The organism is Pediococcus acidilactici, assembly GCF_016127815.1.
Classification (GTDB): domain Bacteria; phylum Bacillota; class Bacilli; order Lactobacillales; family Lactobacillaceae; genus Pediococcus; species Pediococcus acidilactici.
In genome coordinates this window covers 1901954-1921286 of record NZ_CP066046.1, presented here as the reverse complement: position 1 = coordinate 1921286, position 19333 = coordinate 1901954, and the positions used below count along the sequence as shown (strand labels likewise).

The following is a 19333-nucleotide window of genomic DNA, read 5'->3' as shown; positions in this document are numbered from 1 at the left end:
CAATTCAATTTTTCTTCAATTTTAGTTGTTCTAAAATACCATTGGCCTTCCTTAAAGCCGTGGTAGAATTAACTTAATTACGAGAACAACGAGGTCATATTTTGAATAAAATCGAATTAACCAGTCAATTTATCCAACAACATTTAAATCAATTTCAGTGCCCCGTTTGCCAGGGAGCATTTATAACCGCGGAAACCGGTACCGTCGTTTGCGAAAATCAACACACTTTTAACGTGGCGAAAAAAGGAAGCCTCTTTTTCCTTAGTCACCCCGTCAAAACCGAATACACTGACGAAATGCTGCGTTATCGCCACCAATTTTTAACGGCAGGCTTTTTCGACCCGATGCTCGCCCGGGTTCAAGAAGCACTTGCCGGCGGCCTTATTCTAGATGCCGGCTGTGGCGAAGGCACCACCACCAAATGGCTTGCCAACCACTCGAAGGGAAGCTTAGTCGGCCTGGATATTTCCAAACCAGCCATTAACATTGCTAGTGCAGGGGTGGCACTGGAAAATCAACCGCTCTTCATGGTGGGCGACTTAGCGCGTTTGCCGCTTGCCGACCATCGTTTAGACGCCATCGTCAACATTTTGTCGCCCGCTAATTACCAAGAGTTTGACCGCACCTTAGCCCCAGACGGCGTACTGGTTAAGGTCATTCCCGGCAACCACTATCTGCAAGAGCTGCGCCACCTGGTTTACCCCGATGGACAACACGCTACCTATGATAATGCTCCGGTAAAGAACCACTTTATCGAGCGCTATCCGCAGGCAGAATTCATTACCGTTAAGTATGAATTTGCGCTTGACCAACCACTTTTTACGGCGTTGTTCAACATGACACCCTTAACTTGGCAGGCGCAAGAAAATCGGGAACAGCTCCTCCAACGACCATTAGATTCCATTACCGCAGAATTTGAAATTGCCGTGGTGCGCCGTTCTTAATCGCTTGATTAGGCTAGATTAATATAGGAAAAAATTGGATTGTTGGTGTGTACTAACAGAAAATCGGCAGTTATGCTTGGATCAAGCATAACTGTCGATTTTAATTTGAATAGCACAAACTCCCCGCCCCCTTTTTTACTTGGTGGGCGACTTATCAATCCACCGTTCGCAAATGAAATCCAAAATTGCGAATACCACCAGCGCTCCTAAAAATTGGCGACCTTCGTGAGCCCTCATAAAATCAATTTCACTAACAAAAAACATGGTTATGATGGTGCATCCCAATGCTACCCAGTCGCCACGCGTAACGTACTTACGTAAGTATCGCATTATCCAGCCTTCCCTTCCACATCTTGCGATGTTCAGCGTTATAAACCCACCCAATTATACTCTTTAAGAGATATCAAATACATCCCGTAAACTATTTTTTCGGCGGTTCGCCACCTACCAAAAAACAGCCTCAACCAGGCACTCCCCGTTGAAACTGTTCCTAATTTTAAGCATTACTTCCTTGATACCGGCGCCAAAGGCAATCCGTCCACCAAGGGATCATTATTTCTCAATTACTAACTATTTGTAAATAAAACTTCACTTTTTGTCAACCGCGTGACCGCCAAATTCATTCCGGAGGGCGGCCACCACCTTACCAGTAAAGGTATCGTCTTGCATCGAACGGTAGCGCTCCGCAACCGCCGCGTAAATAACCGGTGTAGGAACGTGCTGATCCATGGCTTCTTCCACCGTCCATTGGCCCTCGCCATTAGAGTGCATCCGTCCCGCAATTTCAGCTAGGTGCGGATCCTTACTGAAAGCGTCCTGAGCAAGTTCAATCAACCAACTCCGAACTACCGAGCCGTGGTTCCACAGTTTAGCGACCGCTTCGTTGTCGTAATCAAACTGGGAAGCTTCCAATACTTCAAAACCTTCCCCAATTGCGGCCATCATTCCGTACTCAATGCCGTTGTGAACCATTTTAAGATAGTGTCCTGAACCAGCCTTACCAGTGTAGAGATAACCATCTTCTTGGGAAATATCTTCAAATAATGGGCGGATGGTTTCAAAGGCTGCGGCGTCATCGCCCCCAATCATGAAATTCCCGCCATTAAGTGCTCCGCGCCAACCGCCTGACGAACCGGCATCAAAATAATGGATTCCTTTTTCCGAAATTAGCCGGTTATGCCGCAAACTATCCTTCCAGAAGGTGTTTCCGCCGTCGATTAAGTAATCTCCCGCCTCTAGCAGGTCGCCTAGCTGCGCAATTGTTACATCGGTCGGCTTGCCCGCCGGCACCATTACCCAAACCACTCGGGGAGCCGTCATTTTTTGCACCATTTCAGCTAACGAAGCCGCTCCGGTTGCTCCATAACCGACCGCTTTTTCAACTAACGCGTTATTCAAATCAAATCCGACCACTTTATGCTGGTGACGCAACATGTTTTGGGCTAAATTAATGCCCATTTTTCCCAAACCAACTAATCCGATTTCCATTATCGATACCCCGCTTAATATTTGATTAAATTTCAAATGTTCACGTGAAACCTTACAATTAAATTATAGCACGGTCCCCGTTTTGTACAACCGTTTTCATGAATTATTATTAATTCTCATTTTTGTTGTATAATTGGAGCTGCTACGCTTGAGTAATTTAAAAGGAGCATCCTATGACAAATAATTCTTCAAAACGGACCACGATTATTGATATTGCCAGTCACCTTGGTATTTCGCATACCACCGTTTCCCGGGCGTTAAACGGGAGTCCCAAGGTGAAGGAAACTACCCGACGGAAAATTGTGGAGGCTGCCCATCAACTAGGCTACGTCCCTAACCAAAATGCGCGCGGACTTAACCAAGGACGGACCTACACGATCGGCCTGTTTTTTACCGATTTACAAAATGGGACTTCGGGACTCTTTTTAACCAGTATTATTTTAAATATTCGTGAACAGTTACCCGAAAATTACGTCCTTTCAATCAATTCCATTAACGATCACGACCGCCTTAGCTTTTTCGACGGCGTCGTGGTGGTCAGTCAATCCGTGAAGGACGAAGAGTTCATCAATAATTTAGTTCAAATGAAAATTCCCGTCGTGGTGCTCAACCGCAAAACGCAAATTCAGCCCGTTTATAACTATTGGCTGGACAATTATTCAGCGGCCCGCGAAATGACCACCCACGCACTACAAGCTGGGCACCGTAATGTAGCCTTAATTCGCGGCTCCCTAGATTACGCTTCAACGCAGGAACGTTCGCAAGGTTACTTTGCCGCAATTCAAGAGTGGGACGCAGCTCACCCAACCAAGTTATTTGCCCATCCCCCAATCGAAGGTGAATATACGGCTAAAGGTGGTTGCCGGGCAATGGAAGAACTGTTGGCACGGCCTAACTTTCCGGATTACGTTTTCATCGAAAATGACGACATGGCAATCGGGGCCCTTCACGCGATCAACGCGCACCCTAACCTAAAGCATCCGGTCAGTGTTTCCGGATTTGATGACATGGACATTGCCACCTACACTTCGCCATCTTTAACTACCGTCCATAGCCCAATCACCGAAATGACCGCGTTAGGGATTGCGACTTTGAAACATTTACTAACTAACGACGAACTCGACGACAACATCCCGTTTAAAAAATGCTTTAAAATGCCGATTATTTACCGGGAATCGTTGCGTAAATAAAATTAAAAATGAGAGTGTGCCAAAAGTCGGGTGGTTTGCGAGCATTAACTGAAAATTTACCATGATGCCTGAATTTTGCATGATGGACAATTTTTTGGTTAAGCGGAACCAACTGACTTTTGGCACACGTTTTGGCTCTATTGAAGTCAAAATGCCAAGATAAAAACGATTCATGAGGAAGTTCCCATCATGAACCGTTTTTTGTTTAGAAACTTTTGTCACAGCCCCATTTTTTCATATTGTTAAGTTTCAGAGTTACTCACCCCTGTGTTTGAAAACCAGTTTAGCAACCTTAATAGCATTCAGCACTCGAGGAAAGCCCACGTACGGAATGGCTTGAATAAACGTTTCAATAATTTCTTTTTCGGTCAGTCCCACGTTTAGTGAACCATTTATATGCACCTCTAATTGCGATTCAGTTCCGCCTTGAGCCAGTAAACAGGAAATTGTAATCATCTCCCGCTGTTTGAGACTTAGCCCTTTTCTTTGATAAATCTCACCGAAAGCAAACTCAACAATGTACTTGCCCACATCTTCCGTTAAGCCTGACAAAGAAGCAATTACCTCCTGCCCCGCCAAATCATCGACCTCACTTAATTTTTTTAAACCATCAATAAATCGTTTGCTTTTTTCCATAACTTTCTCCTTTTCTATCCACAAAACATTGGGATTAGTTAAGAGCATAGAATATGGAGTAAACTCCATGTCAACTAATTTTTTGTTGACACATTTCTCTTTATAGAGTACTTTTTACACAATTCAATTCACGGAGGTATTTTCAAATGAATTATTCAATCGGTCAGTTTTCTAAAGTATGCGGACTCTCTATTGATACCCTCAGATATTATGAAAAAGAAAAAATTATTTTTTCCAATCGAACATCTAATAATCGCCGATACTACACCGACCAAGACGTTGCGTGGATCCAATTCGTCCTGCGTTTAAAACAGACCGGTATGAGCATTAAAAAAATGCAGCTGTACGCCCAACTAAGGTACGCCGGCGACGAAACCATTCCTGCCCGCACCAAAATTCTTTTTGACCAATTAGCTATATTGCATGCCAACCTTAAAGAAACTGAGCAACATATTGAATTTGTTGAAGACAAAATTCAAACTTATTTAGCCACGCTCACGAATCGTACAACTATCTAAGAAACGTTATGCAACAATTACACCCGTGTCCGCCACCCATATACGCAAATAAATTATGGTAGTATAATCAAAATAAAATATGTAACGGTGTTAATCATTTAAAAAAGGAAGTTTCCCCTATGCTTAACGTGGCAATTTGCGATGATGAGCCTCAAATGGCGACGGCCGTCGAGAATATTTTAGCTAACTATAACCCCACGTTGTTTACCATTTCGACGTATTATAATCCGGACAAACTAGTTAAAGACCTAGCCCGCTTAACATTTGATTTCTTCATTTTGGATATTGAATTATCCCACCAGAGCGGTATCGAACTCGCTAAAATTATTCGGGATCACGATTACAACGTGCCGATTATTTTTTTGACTAACTATAGCGAATATATGGAAGACGTCTTTCAAGTGCAAACTTTCGATTACATTCTCAAACCTGCCAGTCCGGCTAATTTATTTCCGGTGCTAGATAAGGTAATTAAGTACTTAAATATTGATACCGGTCATTTTTCCTTTTCTAGTAACCGGGTCGTTCATAATTTAAAATTATCCGACATTATCTTTTTTGAAAAGCAACGCCGGCAAGTAATCATTCATACCAAGAGTGCGATTTTCACCACTAACATGACCACTTCTGCCATTTTGGAACAGATTGATGCCGACTTTGTACAAGTTCACAATTCCTACATTATCAACACACTATACATTGAAGAAGTGAGCGGTACGTTTGTGATTTTAAATTATGCGGGTAACTCTGCAGAAATCCCCGTTAGTCGAAAATTCCGGTCGATTGCTCGTGACCAAATCTTAGAGAGGTTAAAAAGCAGGATATGATATTTGATGTGATTGGTTCATTGCTGGGCTTCATAGCGTACGCATTTTTAATTAATTTTTTCTTTTCCGATGGTTTGGCTCAATTTCGCCTCACCCCTCAAGCTATTGTAACGGTGGCCTTGCTCTGTCTAGCCGTTGCTTTAAACATGTTATTTTTCCCTCAAAACATGGTTCCTTACGCAAATATTGTGGTTATTATTGCCCTAATTATGACCCTGGCCGCCCAATACGCGGTCTCCTTTAAAGAAGCCATCTTTTTAGCTGGGATTTTTTTAGCCACCACCATTCTTAGTGAAGCGTTAGTGTTCTTCTTTTTCCAAAATTTCTCCATTATTGACCCTTCACACCATTACCTGTTCGACGTGGTCACCACCAGCATTGCCAACGTTATCGAAATGCTTTTTGTACTAGGAATGAAAGTGCTATTTTTTAAATACCATGCCTATTCCCAAACGCTCACCATCCCTTTAATGGCGGCATTAACCTCAATTCCGGTCATTTCCATCATTGTATTACTTAGTTTTTTAATTACCTGCGTTCAAAAACAAATTGCTTTAGACGCCTACCAGATTCTAATTATTTTCGGGATTACCTACGTGAATCTTTGCGTACTATACCTATACAGCAGTCTAACCAAACACATGAAGAAGATTAGTCAAATCTCCCTGCAAAATAAGGCCATGCAAGCTGAAATGAAATACATTGCCGAAGTCAAAAAATCACAGTCGACAATTCGGCGTCTTCGTCACGACTTGAAAAATCGCAACCTCGTTTTAATGGGCCTGCTTGACCAACGTAAAATAACGGAAGCAAAAAACTACCTAGCACAATCTTTTGACCAGCTGGCGAAGACGTCCACCTTTTATACGAACGACCCCGTACTAAATTATTTACTTAACGAAAAAAACGCGCTTGCCCAAGCAAATCATATCGATTTTCAGATCCACGCGCTTATTTCAAAGCAAATTAGCCTCGACAACGACATTCTTTCCGTACTAATCGGCAACTTAATTGATAACGCAATCGAAGCCAACCAACGTTTAAATGCAGGGGTCTCGCGCTATATCAACCTAACCATCAAGCAATTTAAAAAGGATCTCCTAATTGAAATTTCCAATCCCTATGACGATGCTGAAAAAAAGACGCGCGCCCACCGACAAACCGAAGGGCTAGGCTTAAAGAACATCAAATCAATTATCGAGCATTATAATGGACTTTATAAACAAAAGACCACCAATAGTACTTATTCGGTAAGCATTATGCTACTAAATATTGTTTAAATTCTTCTGCCAAACTTTGCATCTTCCTATTCTGCTTCGCCATGATCAATTAAATTTGCCATCATTGATTTGGCGCTGATTGTAAGCAGCACGATCAGCAACGCGCAAAGAATGGATAACAAACTGAAGCTCACCATCATCCTGGTTAAAACGTTGCCCAAAAGAACGACTAGCACTACGCTTGTAACGACCACGCTAATGGAAGACGAACGGTATATTCCTACAAAACTAGCCAGCAAAATAATGGAGGCCGTGAAACAAACGCAAACCATTGCCGACACCCCTAGGCTCCCAAGGTGACTAGTCACGCTTCCTGATACCAATGGAAACAACATTTCCGTTAACACAAAAATAAGGTCCGCAACCACTAAACCAAGTACCTCACTGATCAACACCGCTAAGCTAAGGGAGGCTACCTTCGCGTTAAACAACTCCTTTCGGTTTACCGGCAACAAATAGGTCTTATTTTTATTTAGCCCGATATAGTCGCGGACAATAAATTTGCTAGCCAACACGGCTCCATAAATAGCCATCACACATAGCGTAATTACGCTTGCCAATCCCGCAATCCCCGCATAGCTCATCATAATTGAGTTCGTTTCGTCGTGATCAAATCGGCCAACCACCGCAAAAAAGTATAATGCCGCCGTTTGAGTAGCTACCGTTATGTAAAATAATGGCATTAAATACCGTTTCACTTTGTTAAATTCAAACTTTAAATGTTTCATAATCGTCCCTTCTTTCTGTATTAACCATTAAATTGGGTAATCTCTTTATGGTAAAAGCCCAGCAACCCATCTGCAAAACGTTTATTAATGGTGGCTAAACTTTCGCTTTGCCCCATTCGTCCCTTTTCCATCACCACCACATCCGTAACCACGTTTGCTAAGTCCCCAAACGAGTGACTGGTCACCATCACATCCGTAACCACGTTTGCTAAGTCCCCAAACGAGTGACTGGTCACCATCACCAGATTTTTTTGCGCAAAATCTCGAATGATTTGCTTTGTTTGTGCTACTCCGTCGGGATCTAGCCCATTAAACGGTTCATCTAAAATTAAAATTTGGGGCTGGTGCGAAATTGCAATTGATAACAAAAAGCGTTGCCGCATTCCTAATGACATTTCTCCAAGCTTCATTGCAGGGTCAACATTTAAACCAACCTTGTTTAATAAAACTTGCCAATTCTTTGGTCGTGGTAAATCAAAGAAATAGTAATGCTCTTCAAGGAGCTCGTTAACGCTCAAATCGAAAATACTATCGGACTGCGCAAATACCGACCCCATCAATCGCAAAAATTCTCCTCGATTTTTATTGGTGGTTTGTTTGCCGTTAATATAAATTTCACCTTCATCCGGCGTTAAAAGTCCGCAAACACACTTTAAAAAAGTTGTTTTTCCGGTTCCGTTAGGTCCCACAATTCCGTATATTTTTTGGCTTTGAAAATTGCTCTCTTTAATATCAATAACTTGTCGACCGCCAATTTTCTTCTTTAAATTTTTAATCTGCAACGTTGTCAAAACTCTTTACCCCCTCTTATTAAGTGCCCTATTCGAACAACCAAAAGCCGCCACCATCCAAACTAAAACCGCTAGTAAATCAGCAAATTTAAAACTGCCAATCTGAAACATTGTCGCCCGGACTAACTTACTTGCCGGAACAAAGGGGAGTACCCTGTATGCCGTTGTTAGCCATTCTGGCAAGCGATCTTCTGGATACGTAATTGGCGAAAACAATAAACCACCAATCATAATGACTTGCGTAGCTACTGAAACCATATTCGTTGGTAGCCAATAGGCAATCGAAAAGCCAATTAGAATCATGGTAGCCTGCACCAACCCCATCACCGCTATGCTTAACGGGTTGATCGTCAAATTAAGGTGAAACCGCCAGCATGCGGCAATCCATGCCATTACAATCCCGGGAATGGACGCTAATCCCCAAATGATTAGATCGGCAAAAATAATTTCGTATCTTTTGACCGGCAGCGTGCGTTGATAAGCAACTACCCCGGTTTGTTTAGCACTGCTTACGATCTGAGCTGCCAACACACATCCCACGCCAATCATCCCAATTACCACCGCTCCTGATGAAAGATAAATGGCTTCTGTAGTTTGAATATCAGGAATTAGCAGTGCCAGACCGTATATGATTGCTAATGACAGAAAAGCTTGCACAATGCTAAACGTTGGCAATAAGTATTTATGTCTTAGCAAACTCCAACAAACTAACCCCCAAAAGCTTCGTCCGAGTCGTTGATTTTTAATGAATCGATTGGCATTTTTATCCATGGGTTGCCTCCTTATACATTTCATTTAATGGGCGCGGTCCTAAGTTATAACGAGCAATTTTTCCATTTTCAACCTTCTTCGTTACCCACGTAATCGCTGGCCCAACTTGGTCATTTTTCAAGTAAAAATGATACTTAAGATTTTCTTCATCAATCGTTACCTTTAAAGCTGTTGGAAAATCCCGCTTTTCAAGCCTAGTTCGCACGTTTACTTCTAAAATCACGACGGAAAGTCCATTTAAATTAGTCGTTTTAGCAAGTTCATCCCTGATTAGTTTTCCATGATCTAACAATAATAATCGATCCGCATAACGCTCCACTTCGAGAAGATTATGGGTAACGATAATCACTATGCAGCCCCAGTTAGCTAGCTTTCGCAAATACTCCCACATCAAAACTCTTCTTACAGGATCAACATCGTTAGTTGGTTCATCCAGCATAATAATTGGCAACGGAACCGCCACCGTCATTGCAAAGGAAACTAGTCTCTGTAGGCCGCCGGATAGCTTTTCACCGGGCACGTCTTGCCATTCTTCAATTTTCAATTCCTTAATGATCCGACTAGTTAATTTTTTGCTATTGATTCGGTCAACGCCTCTGATGCGTAACCCATCCATAATCGATTGCTTAGCCGTCACTCCTGATAAGGGAAAGTTAAATTGAGGCATCATTCCAATACTTTCTCGCGCAATTTCAGGTTCATTAATAAAAGAGTGTCCTTGGTAGGTGATCGTTCCTTCATCAGGGCGAATAATCCCAATTATTTGTTTCAATAACGTTGTCTTGCCCGCTCCGTTATGTCCTACCAAAGCCGTGATTTCTCCTGAAATAAATTTGATTGATATTTTTTCGTTAGCACGTACTTGGCCATGTTTGTATGCTTTACTCACGGAGCGGATGTTCAAGACGTTAATCAAATTCGTCACCCCTTTTTCGTGCTTTATTTAGTGCTTTCTTATTAATCTACAGGTCAGCTGCTTTAAAGGTTGTCTATATGGTAATCAGTTTTTACGTAAAAATAGCGGTTTTGTTACAAATGACGGGTTATGGGTAACGATTGGAATTGCGTAGTAGTATGCAGTAAAAAAGTATCCTCAGTAATTAGAGGATACTTTTTTATTTATATGCTATTTTGCCGAAACGTGTTCCAGCCCTCAAAGCTCTCCGATTAACCAAATAAAAGCACTAATCGCCAAACCCGCGATCAGTGCTCTTATTCCTACTGCTGCTTTGTCGAAACGTGCTTTAATCCCCAGTTTCTTCCGGTTAACCAAATCAAGGGAACCAATCGCAAAGTTCGCGATTAATTCCCTTGATTCCGTTAATCCTCGGAAACTACCCGGGGATGAAAGCACTCTAATGCGTTCTCTGATACTCCGCTATACTATCGTATTCACCTGCCAACTCTCTCGACAGCCTAATATAGATTGGCATCAGGTCACGGTACGCCCTAAAGTTTGCTGGGTTTGGTTCATACGTATTTACCGCATCCTTTACCAAAAAGTCCTCGACCTTCGTCAAATCCTTTGCCAAACCTAAGCTGATTTGGGCGATTACCATCGCACCCATGCAGCCCCCCTCAACCGACTTAGGGACCTTCACCGGTTCCTCAAATACGTCGGCTAAAATATGCTTCCATAATTCTGAATGCGCAAAGCCGCCGGTCGCCAAAATTTGTCGGTCACCTTTCGGCATGACTTCTTCCAACGCCAAGTTAACCGTGAACAAGTTGTAGACAATTCCTTCTAAAATGGCCCGCAACATGTGCGCTCGCGTATGGGTCTGCGTCAATCCAAAGAAGGATCCCCGCGCATTTCCAGACCAAATCGGGGCCCGTTCACCACCTAGGAAAGGATGGAATAGCAAGCCTTTAGATCCGGCTGGTGCCTCACCCGCAATCTTAGTCAACAGGTCGTACGGATCTTGGTTGAGGAGCTCCGCGGTACTTTTTTCGGCGTTGAAAAACTGGTCGCGAGCCCAGCGAAGCACCACTCCACCATTATTAATTGGTCCGCCAATAATCCATTTGCCCGGCAAAACCGGATAGCAGTAAATCCGGCCTTTCGGATCAAATTGGGGTTCGTCCACCATGGTCCGTACCGCTGCCGAAGTTCCAATATCAATCGCAATTTGCCCCTTCCGAACCGCGCCAACCCCAATGGTGGTCGCCACGCCATCCGAAGATCCCATTACAAACGGAGTTTCCGCAGGGATTCCAATTTGTTTTGCTAATTGCGGATTTAAACCGTGGACCTGATGCGTGGCTTCCACCACTTGTGGTAATTGGGAGGCCTGCAATCCTAGTTGTTGCAAAGCTGCCACGTCCCACTGCATTTCCCGGGTGTTAAATAATCCCGTGGCCGCCGCCATCGGTTGTTCTTCCAAAAATTGACCAAAGTATTTCCAAATAATGTACGATTTAATTCCTAGCCAGTACTTAGCTTGTTTAAACCGCGCGGGTGCTTCATGTTTATACCATTGTAATTTGTAGTAAGGCGCCATGGGGTGGGTGGGCACGCCCGTCCGTTGGTACAGTGCCAGTCCCGAACCGTCCCGTTTGGCTTGGTCGGCATACTTTTCAGCCCGGTTATCCGCCCAAATTGCGAGTTTAGTCACCGGGTTAAATTCGTCATCAACCCCCATGATGGAATGTTGCTGTGCACTTAACGAAATTGCCAAAAGCTGATCTTGCACGGCGTCAAAATGGGCGGTTTGGATAACCTGCTGTAAAACGGCCACCGTCGCGTCGTAAATCACGTCCGGATCTTCCTCGGCGGAGTCCACATTTTCGCGAATGATTGGATAAAGTTGGTGGGCAACTTGCACAATCCGACCCTTTAGGTCAAACAGTACCGCCTTCGTACTGGTGGTTCCAATATCCATTCCAATGATATATTTCATGATTAATACTACCCTTCAATTAAAGTTTTGCCGTTAATTCCCGTACTAATGGGCGTTCGTTAACGATGTTTTGCACATCGGATACGCATTTTTCACCCATCCCGTGCAAGCATTCGTAAGTGTAAGCAGAGGTGTGCGGCGTAATCAAAAAGTGTTCGTTCTTCAAGAACGGATGATCCGCCCGCACTGGTTCAACTTCCATGGTGTCGGCTGCGTAACCACCAACTTGGCCCGCTTCTACCGCGGCTAACATGGCATTTTCGTCAATCAACGCACCCCGCGCGTGGTTAACAAAGTAAACGCCCTTTTTGACCTTCTTTAAAGCGGCTGCGTCAATTAGGTGATAATCGTCATCGTTTAAGGAGGCGTTCAACGAAATGTAGTCAGCCCGTTCCAAAAGTTCATCCAGGCTCACCCTTTGTACGTTATTGTTTTCTAGCCAACCTTCGGGAGCCTTCGGGTCGGGGTCGTTAATTAAAACGGGTCCGCCAAAGATTCCAAATAGTTCCGCTACCCGGCTACCAATGTTTCCGGCGCCAATTACCCCGAAAGTTTTGCCGGAGAATTGATTGCCCATAAAACGGGCCCGGTCTTCATAATGGTCGGCCTTAATTGCATCCCCAGCCGGAACCGTCTGCCGGACCAGCGCCATTAGGTTTGCCAACACGTTTTCCGCTACGGCATTTCTTTCTACTAACGGTGAAACGATGGTGACCTTCGTGCCGTGCGCCTTCGCTGCTGCTAGGTCAACGTTGTTATAGCCAATTCCATGGCGTGAAATTAACAATAGTTCATCCTTATTATCAAAGAATTCCTGATTGAAATTCGGGGTTACGCTAGCGACCACCACGTTGAAACCCTGTAGCTTTTCTGCCAATGATTTACCATCGATATCCGTCGGCAGCATAAACCGCTTAACTTCCCCAATCTCTTCGAGGGCTTGCCAATGTTCTTTGAAAACTTGTCCAAAACTACTTGAGTTGACGACCGCAATCCGATATTTTGCCATTTCTCATTCTCCTCTGTTTAATTTACTTGATTTAATTTTTGATGGAGGGTTTGTGCAACCGCGCCCGGTCCCTGCAGCATTTCCGCTAGGTCGGCTTCAATTAGTTCTGCCAAACCAGCTTCTACCAGGTCCACGCCGAATAGCTTCTGGTTAGCCAAAATCGGTTTGATTTGGGCTTGGAGGTTTGCATTTTCACCTAGTTGAATTCCCTGAAGCTGTTCTTTTAGGTAGTCCATTAACGGATCTGGACTAGGTTCAAACGCCTGCCCCTTATCATCAATCGCTAATAGATAACGCAACCATGCGGCAATCGTTAACGGGATAAATTTCAAGTCGGTAACCTTCAACGTTGGATCTGCCAAATAGTGTTGAATAGTTACGCCATAGCGCACCGCCATTTTTTGCGATGTGTCAGTCGCAATACGTTGCGGAGTGTCGGGAATGTATGGATTAGGCAGCCGTTTTTCAACCACTTCGTCAATGAAGGCTTTCGGGTTAATTACCTTCGGATCCTTCACCACTGGTAAACCTTCCGCGTAACCAATTTGCTTAATTAAGTCCACCAAATCGGCATTCTTCATTTCTTCGGAAATCGAGTGATAATCCAGCAACGAGCCAAAAATTGCTAAAGCCGTGTGCAACGGGTTCAAGCAGGTTGTGACCTTCATTTCATCAACATCGTTAACCGTCACCCGGTCCGTCACGATTACCCCAGCCTTTTCGAGTGCCGGACGGCCGTTTGGAAAGGCGTCTTCGACTACCAAGTAATGGGCTTCTTCCGTGTTAGCAAAGGAAGCTAGCATTGCGCCGTACGAAGCTTTAAACGGGGTCATATTTTCCACGCCCTGGGCCTCTAAGCTTTCCCCTACTGCTTTGGCAGGGTTCGGAGTGATCCGATCGATCATGGATAATGGGAAACTAACCTTATCCGGGTTCTGCAAATAATCTAAGAATTCGTCTTCGACCAACTGATTTGCCGCCCAGCCTTTAGCAATCGTTAAGACCGACTTTTTCAACCGGTCCCCGTTTTGGGAAAAGTTGTCAGTACTTAGTAATGCTAACGGTAGCTGGCCGTGATTGAAGCGGTCGTAAAGTAAACTAGTAAGGCGGGCAATGTTATTTACCGGATTTTCAGGACCCGCCGCGACGTCCTTGGCTACGCTAGCGGTTAAGTTACCTTCCCCATCTGTTAGTGCATAGCCCTTTTCAGTAATTGAAAACGTAACTAGTTGCAACGACTGGCTTTCAAATGCTTTGCGTAATTCTTGGCTAGGCGCCTCCGCAGAATCAAAAACTGCGTCTGCAACCGAACCAAAGACTGCGGATTCCAACGTGCCGTCCGCTTTGGTAACGACCCGCAAGACTTGGTTGTGATTATCGTGGTAAACCCTTTCAACAACTTCCTTACTAAAGGTATCGACTACTAGTAAACCAGCGTCTAACTCCCCTTGTTCAATCAACTCATCCGCAATGGCCGCGTGAAATGCCCGGAAAAGGTTGCCTCCTCCGAAGTGAATCCAACGGGGTTGGGCCACCCCTTTTTGCGCAACGGCATCGTGGTCGTAAGTGGGAACCTTAATTCCGGCCTTTTCAAACTCGGTCCGGTGGGTAATGTAATTATCAGATAGCTTAACCATTTCTATTTTTCACCTCAAATTGATTTAATCGAAGAAACCAAAGTATTCGTGTGCGTTGTTGTAAGCAATGTTTTGAACTACCTTGCCCAAAATCTCGGCATCGTCAGGAACCCGCCCTTGCGCTACCAAGCGGCCAAAGAAGTTGCACAGTACCCGCCGGAAGTATTCGTGCCGCGGATATGATAAGAAACTCCGGGAGTCGGTCAACATCCCGACGAAGTTTGGTAAAAGACTTTGTTGGGCAAAGACCCGGAGCTGTTCGTCCATCCCTTCGGCAGTGTCGTTAAACCACCAGGCTGCTCCAAGTTGAATCCGTTGTTTGGTTTGACCTTGGAAGGATTGCATGAGCGTTGCCAATTCCATCCAATCGTTTGGGTTAAGGGAGTAGAAAATCATCTTAGGAACCACGCCCTCTGCTGACATCTTGGTCATTAATTTTTGAATGCCGTCAACGATGTCTGGTTGAGTTCCCATTGAGTCAAAACCGGTATCCGGACCTAATTTTTCGTACATTGGTTTGTTAGCATCCCGCAACGAATTGATGTGGAATTGCATTACCCAGTCAAATTCGTTGTTGAGTTTCATTAAAATTTCCAACAATGCGGTTGTGTAACCGTCACGTTCGCGTTCCGTCAGGGTTGCTCCATCGGCCGCCTTGGTTAAAATCTGGTCTAGTTCTGCTTCAGATAGCTCCACAAAGTGGTAGGACGGCAACGAGTGGTCGGATAAACGGCTTCCCATGTCCTTAAAGAATTCAAAACGCTGCCGTAACGCCTTCGCCAAATCTTGGAAGGAATTGATGGTTACCCCAGCGGCCTTTGCGAGGGTTTGCAAGTATTCGCCAAATCCAGGTTTTTCAATCTGCATTAGTTTATCCGGCCGCATTGCGGGAACCGTCTTGAAGCCGGATTCCGCTTCTTCGTCTTGCAAAAGTTTGTGATAGTGCAAATCCGAAGCCGGATCGTCAGTTGTCGCTACTAGCTTAACGTTGGAATTTTTAATCAAGTTACGGGGTTTGAAATCATCGGTCGCTAATAATTGGTTGGCCTTCTCCCAAATTTGGGGAGCGGATTTAACGGTAAGTGGTTCATCGATGCCAAAGAACCGCCGTAGTTCCAAGTGGGTCCATTCGTAAAGTGGGTTACCATACGCATGTTCAATGGTATCCGCCCATGCCAGAAATTTTTGGTATTCGTCACCGTCACCGGTAATTAAATCTTCGCTAACCCCGTTGGCCCGCATTAAACGCCACTTGTAGTGGTCTCCGTAGGTGCCTTCGTTTAGCCAAATGCGACTAATGTTGGGATAGTTTTTATTTTCGTAAATTGCTTGGGGACTTAAATGACAGTGATAATCAATAATCGGCATCTTTTCTGCGTAATCGTGGAAAAGGGTCTTCGCCATTTCGTTTTCCAGCAAAAAGTCTTTATCAAGTAATTTCATGACTGCTACCTTCCTTTATTGATTTAGTCTTGGGGTTCGTATTTATCTAAAACAGCTTGTTTCGTGGTTTCGATTCCTTGTAATAGGTCAACGTGTTCCGCCATGTGCAAGCTCAAGTACTTGTCGTATTCGTCAGCGTGATGAAGCAAAATATCAAACAAACGGTCCCGGTATACATATTGGTAGTTTTCGGTGTACCCGAGGATCGAACCGTACATCGTGTGCAAAACTTGCCGTGCGTCGTCATCCACGAGCAGCATGTTGACGTCTTTTTCGGTGAGGTCTTCAGGCTTGGGTGCCTTGCCATCGGTTTGCGCGTTGAAGACGTAGAAGTCTTTTACGTCATCAAGGTTGTCATAGCTAAACTTGTAAAGTTCCAGCATAAATTGGGGATCTTCGTGAGCAACCACCCGGAGCGCCTCAAGCCAGTTAGTTCCCGCCGTCTTAACGTGCCAACCGTGCTGGTTAGCCAAACGGGCAATTACTGGATAAGCCGAAAGTTTATCGGAACCGGAATGTACGCTAAGTTTGTAGCCAAACTTCTCGGCAATCGCTTCGTGTTCGCCAAAGTCTTTTTCAAACCGGTCAAGGTCGCCAATGTAGTCAATCGCCTTTTGGAATTCACCGTAGAAACGGGGAGCCAAGGTTTCGGGAGTAATTCCAGCATCGGCCAATTCGTTGGCAAAGAAGTAGTGTTGTGCAGGAGTTGTAGAAACCGGTGTCTCGTCAACCGAAACTTCAAAATCCAAGGCGTATGGTTTAACAAACTTTTCGTTGACCCATTCTGCGAAGAGGACCCCTTCGTTAAAGGCCAACACCGCTTCCTTCAAGTCCCGGGGGCTAAATTCGACCACGTCGCCGTTGCCTAATTCAAAGCGGTGGTTGAGGTACTTCTTTTCAAATTTTTCGCGAATTTCAGGGGCTAATTCGTTATACTTCGCGTCCAAATCTTCATCTGAATAAGCTAAGTATTCGGTATGGGTCTTTTCGGTGAGGTCTAAAGTAATCATCGTTGCGCCCGAACGTACCGCGTAGTCAATTTCGTACGCATTCTTAACGTGGTCGCCATCCGCACCCCAGCCGTCGCGGTAGCCTTCTTCAAAAACTGACCATGATGCTGCTTCAATTACGTCGGTGAAGGTCCGGTTACTCAATAACAGTTCCCGAATTGATTGTTGGGCGAGTACGGGGAAAATGCCGCGTCCCTTTAACAATTTCAAATGGGCGTTAGACGCAATTCCGAGCCGGTCGCCTAAGCCAAGCGTGTACTTGTGACCGTGCCGGGAAGACGGTTTAATCCAGGCAAACCGTTTTGCTAGCGCTTGGTTATTGAAGAAGTTCAGCGGGCCCTTCAATAAAACGTAGTCGTCATCAACTAAGGTCTCGTCAGCTTGGAAATCGCGAGCGTTGCGGGCATCTTCGTAAACTACCAGGCTTTTCTTAATTCCTTCGCGATAGATAAAGTAAACGTTGCGCCGGTCAATTTGTACTGAAGGGCGGTAAATTCCCTCGTCAACGTCCGCATCCGGATTTTCAATCAATTTTTTAACATCCAATAGTAAATTTTCTAAAGCCATTCCAATTACCTCTTTCTTAAATTACAAAGTGCCCTTTTCCCAACGGCCATGGTCTAGGTCATTAGAAATCCGGTTAAACTTATCGTCATCCAACTTAAACAAGAACAGTAAAATCACACCAGCCAGTGCCAAACAAATTGCCGGGTATAAAGTCATCGCAATCTTAATTCCGTTGAGCGCAGAACCAGTTTGCGTGTGGTTAGCCACGTAACCCGTAATTGCCAACAATCCCGAAGAAACTAACGCCGCAATTGATTGGGCGATTTTCCGCGAGAAGTTAAACGCGGCGTACGTGATTCCCTCTTTACGTGTGCCGGTATGCCATTCACCATAATCAATAACGTTAGAAACCATTGCCCAAGTAATTCCGTTCGGGATTGCTAACGCTACGTAACCAATCGTCACGAACAAGATGAAGGTGTACAAATTTGTCGGCAAGAAGAAGTTGATTGCGTTAGCCACCGCCCCGATAAATAAGCTCACGATGGCAGTTTTCTTTTGCCCGAAATGTTTGGTTAAGTACGGAACCATGAAGACCCCGGCAACCGAACTGCCCATCATGATGAAGTTAATTACCGGTTGCAAACCGATGTTGCCCAGGTTGTACTGTGCGTAAAAGACCATCATTTGGTTATTAGTGTTCATTGCCGAAATCGTAAACAGCGTCATTAAAACTAACGCGCCCAACGGTCCGTTAGTGAAAACCACTTTAAAGTAGTCCTTCATGCCTTCCTTTTTGGCATCCTCGTCGCGTTTGATATGTAGGTTTTCGCGCGTGCCCAGGAAGCATACTAAGAAACCTAGTACCCCCATTACGCCAAAGATGGCCGCGGAAATGGTATAGCCGTGTAGCGGGTGCCCACCGCTAGTCAATTGCATTAATGGGATAAAAGCCACCCCGGCAATTAATTGGGCCGCTACCGAACCAATTTGCCGGGTGGTGGACATGAAACTCCGGTCCTCCAAGTTCCGGCTCATTACCGAAGCTAGCGATCCATAGGGGTCGTTGGTTAAGGAGTAAAAGACACCCCAAATCATGTACGTTACTAAAGCGTAGGTGATCTTTTGCGTCATGGTTAACCCGCTTGGCATGGTAAAGGTGACCACCGTCATAATTGCTAAAATTACTGCCGACCCCATCATGATCGGCCGGAATTTACCGTGCTTACCACGCTTACGGTTATCAATTGCCGCACCCACGATGGGATCCATCACCGCGTCAAAAATCTTAGTAAACGCAAAAATTGCCCCGACGACTCCGGCAGCAATTCCGGTCCCGTCGATCCAAAACTTGGTTAAATAAGCTTGCCCAAGGTCAAACATGAAGCCATTCCCCATGTCACCAAATCCATAAGCAATTTGTTGTGATTTAGGGATTCGCTTGGTGGAGTCGTTGAGTAAAACCTCGTGATCCGGCGCGTTTGAATGTACACTGTCCGCCATATTTTTTACCTCCGTAATTAGTTGTCTCCCAAAAATGTTCGCGTGAACATTTTTGTGCAACCACTACTATTAATTTGAAAATCTAACCTGTATCCTAGCTCAACCAAGAAAGTTATGTAGTCCAAATTCACGTGAAAATTAGCTGACTTTC

At 44.6% G+C, this 19333-nt stretch carries 18 protein-coding genes; 5 read left to right on the top strand and 13 right to left on the bottom strand.

Annotation, left to right across the window (positions count from 1 at the left end):
* Positions 1–101 precede the first annotated feature (101 nt).
* Positions 102–944 carry a methyltransferase domain-containing protein gene (locus I6H64_RS09360; protein WP_008841537.1) on the top strand — a complete coding sequence of 281 codons (843 nt, stop codon included), beginning with the start codon at positions 102–104 and terminating at the stop codon, positions 942–944.
* 135 nt (positions 945–1079) lie between these two features.
* Here I6H64_RS09360 and I6H64_RS09355 read toward each other — a convergent pair whose 3' ends face one another.
* Both I6H64_RS09355 and gnd read right to left on the bottom strand, forming a co-directional pair.
* The gene (locus I6H64_RS09355; protein ID WP_036685341.1) at positions 1080–1274 is read right to left on the bottom strand and encodes a hypothetical protein; all 195 of its coding nucleotides are present in this window, start codon (positions 1272–1274) and stop codon (positions 1080–1082) included.
* A gap of 258 nt (positions 1275–1532) precedes the next feature.
* The gene (gene gnd / locus I6H64_RS09350) at positions 1533–2432 is read right to left on the bottom strand and encodes a phosphogluconate dehydrogenase (NAD(+)-dependent, decarboxylating) (RefSeq protein ID WP_056985131.1); all 900 of its coding nucleotides are present in this window, start codon (positions 2430–2432) and stop codon (positions 1533–1535) included.
* Positions 2433–2605: 173 nt separating this feature from the next.
* On the opposite strand from gnd, the gene I6H64_RS09345 reads away from it, so the two are divergent.
* Positions 2606–3622 (top strand): LacI family DNA-binding transcriptional regulator, encoded by a 1017-nt coding sequence (locus I6H64_RS09345; RefSeq protein WP_008841534.1) that lies wholly within the window; start codon positions 2606–2608, stop codon positions 3620–3622.
* Positions 3623–3877: 255 nt separating this feature from the next.
* Here the strand turns inward: I6H64_RS09345 and I6H64_RS09340 are convergent, their stop codons facing one another.
* A complete protein-coding gene (locus I6H64_RS09340; RefSeq protein ID WP_008841533.1) occupies positions 3878–4258 on the bottom strand; it encodes a carboxymuconolactone decarboxylase family protein in 381 nt (126 codons plus the stop codon).
* Between the two features lie 146 nt (positions 4259–4404).
* On the opposite strand from I6H64_RS09340, the gene I6H64_RS09335 reads away from it, so the two are divergent.
* From I6H64_RS09335 to I6H64_RS09325, 3 genes are all read left to right on the top strand, one after another.
* Positions 4405–4776, top strand: a complete 372-nt coding sequence (locus tag I6H64_RS09335) for a MerR family transcriptional regulator (protein ID WP_036685339.1) — start codon at positions 4405–4407, stop codon at positions 4774–4776.
* Between the two features lie 119 nt (positions 4777–4895).
* Entirely contained in the window at positions 4896–5603 is a 708-nt protein-coding gene (locus I6H64_RS09330) for a LytR/AlgR family response regulator transcription factor (RefSeq protein ID WP_008841531.1), read from the top strand.
* Positions 5604–5677: 74 nt separating this feature from the next.
* Positions 5678–6883 carry a sensor histidine kinase gene (locus tag I6H64_RS09325; RefSeq protein WP_232623507.1) on the top strand — a complete coding sequence of 402 codons (1206 nt, stop codon included), beginning with the start codon at positions 5678–5680 and terminating at the stop codon, positions 6881–6883.
* Between the two features lie 26 nt (positions 6884–6909).
* Here I6H64_RS09325 and I6H64_RS09320 read toward each other — a convergent pair whose 3' ends face one another.
* From I6H64_RS09320 to I6H64_RS09275, 10 genes are all read right to left on the bottom strand, one after another.
* Entirely contained in the window at positions 6910–7611 is a 702-nt protein-coding gene (locus I6H64_RS09320; protein ID WP_008841529.1) for an ABC transporter permease, read from the bottom strand.
* A 20-nt stretch (positions 7612–7631) separates the two neighbouring features.
* Positions 7632–8402, bottom strand: coding sequence for an ATP-binding cassette domain-containing protein (locus I6H64_RS09315; RefSeq protein WP_036685333.1), 771 nt, complete (start codon positions 8400–8402; stop codon positions 7632–7634).
* A 6-nt stretch (positions 8403–8408) separates the two neighbouring features.
* Positions 8409–9173, bottom strand: a complete 765-nt coding sequence (locus I6H64_RS09310; protein ID WP_008841527.1) for an ABC transporter permease — start codon at positions 9171–9173, stop codon at positions 8409–8411.
* Positions 9166–10062: an ABC transporter ATP-binding protein gene (locus I6H64_RS09305; RefSeq protein ID WP_008841526.1), complete on the bottom strand. Its 897-nt coding sequence runs from the start codon at positions 10060–10062 to the stop codon at positions 9166–9168. The genes I6H64_RS09310 and I6H64_RS09305 overlap by 8 nt, the downstream gene beginning before the upstream one ends.
* A 466-nt stretch (positions 10063–10528) precedes the next feature.
* Positions 10529–12073: a gluconokinase gene (locus I6H64_RS09300; RefSeq protein ID WP_008841524.1), complete on the bottom strand. Its 1545-nt coding sequence runs from the start codon at positions 12071–12073 to the stop codon at positions 10529–10531.
* Between the two features lie 19 nt (positions 12074–12092).
* Positions 12093–13082: a D-isomer specific 2-hydroxyacid dehydrogenase family protein gene (locus I6H64_RS09295; RefSeq protein WP_008841523.1), complete on the bottom strand. Its 990-nt coding sequence runs from the start codon at positions 13080–13082 to the stop codon at positions 12093–12095.
* Between the two features lie 17 nt (positions 13083–13099).
* Positions 13100–14719, bottom strand: coding sequence for a mannitol dehydrogenase family protein (locus I6H64_RS09290; RefSeq protein WP_008841522.1), 1620 nt, complete (start codon positions 14717–14719; stop codon positions 13100–13102).
* A gap of 24 nt (positions 14720–14743) precedes the next feature.
* The gene (gene uxaC, locus I6H64_RS09285) at positions 14744–16162 is read right to left on the bottom strand and encodes a glucuronate isomerase (RefSeq protein ID WP_008841521.1); all 1419 of its coding nucleotides are present in this window, start codon (positions 16160–16162) and stop codon (positions 14744–14746) included.
* 23 nt (positions 16163–16185) lie between these two features.
* On the bottom strand, positions 16186–17739 hold the full coding sequence (locus I6H64_RS09280) for a tagaturonate epimerase family protein (protein WP_008841520.1): 1554 nt from the start codon (positions 17737–17739) through the stop codon (positions 16186–16188).
* A gap of 21 nt (positions 17740–17760) precedes the next feature.
* Entirely contained in the window at positions 17761–19182 is a 1422-nt protein-coding gene (locus I6H64_RS09275; RefSeq protein WP_008841519.1) for a glycoside-pentoside-hexuronide (GPH):cation symporter, read from the bottom strand.
* Positions 19183–19333: the final 151 nt, after the last annotated feature.

Coding starts and splice junctions, on each gene's coding strand:
- I6H64_RS09345 (WP_008841534.1), top strand. CDS start 2,606: ATGACAAATAATTCTTCAAAACGGACCACGATTATTGATATTGCCAGT.
- I6H64_RS09340 (WP_008841533.1), bottom strand. CDS start 4,258: ATGGAAAAAAGCAAACGATTTATTGATGGTTTAAAAAAATTAAGTGAG.
- I6H64_RS09335 (WP_036685339.1), top strand. CDS start 4,405: ATGAATTATTCAATCGGTCAGTTTTCTAAAGTATGCGGACTCTCTATT.
- I6H64_RS09300 (WP_008841524.1), bottom strand. CDS start 12,073: ATGAAATATATCATTGGAATGGATATTGGAACCACCAGTACGAAGGCG.
- I6H64_RS09330 (WP_008841531.1), top strand. CDS start 4,896: ATGCTTAACGTGGCAATTTGCGATGATGAGCCTCAAATGGCGACGGCC.
- I6H64_RS09310 (WP_008841527.1), bottom strand. CDS start 9,173: ATGGATAAAAATGCCAATCGATTCATTAAAAATCAACGACTCGGACGA.
- I6H64_RS09295 (WP_008841523.1), bottom strand. CDS start 13,082: ATGGCAAAATATCGGATTGCGGTCGTCAACTCAAGTAGTTTTGGACAA.
- uxaC (WP_008841521.1), bottom strand. CDS start 16,162: ATGAAATTACTTGATAAAGACTTTTTGCTGGAAAACGAAATGGCGAAG.
- I6H64_RS09355 (WP_036685341.1), bottom strand. CDS start 1,274: ATGCGATACTTACGTAAGTACGTTACGCGTGGCGACTGGGTAGCATTG.
- I6H64_RS09290 (WP_008841522.1), bottom strand. CDS start 14,719: ATGGTTAAGCTATCTGATAATTACATTACCCACCGGACCGAGTTTGAA.
- I6H64_RS09320 (WP_008841529.1), bottom strand. CDS start 7,611: ATGAAACATTTAAAGTTTGAATTTAACAAAGTGAAACGGTATTTAATG.
- I6H64_RS09275 (WP_008841519.1), bottom strand. CDS start 19,182: ATGGCGGACAGTGTACATTCAAACGCGCCGGATCACGAGGTTTTACTC.
- gnd (WP_056985131.1), bottom strand. CDS start 2,432: ATGGAAATCGGATTAGTTGGTTTGGGAAAAATGGGCATTAATTTAGCC.
- I6H64_RS09280 (WP_008841520.1), bottom strand. CDS start 17,739: ATGGCTTTAGAAAATTTACTATTGGATGTTAAAAAATTGATTGAAAAT.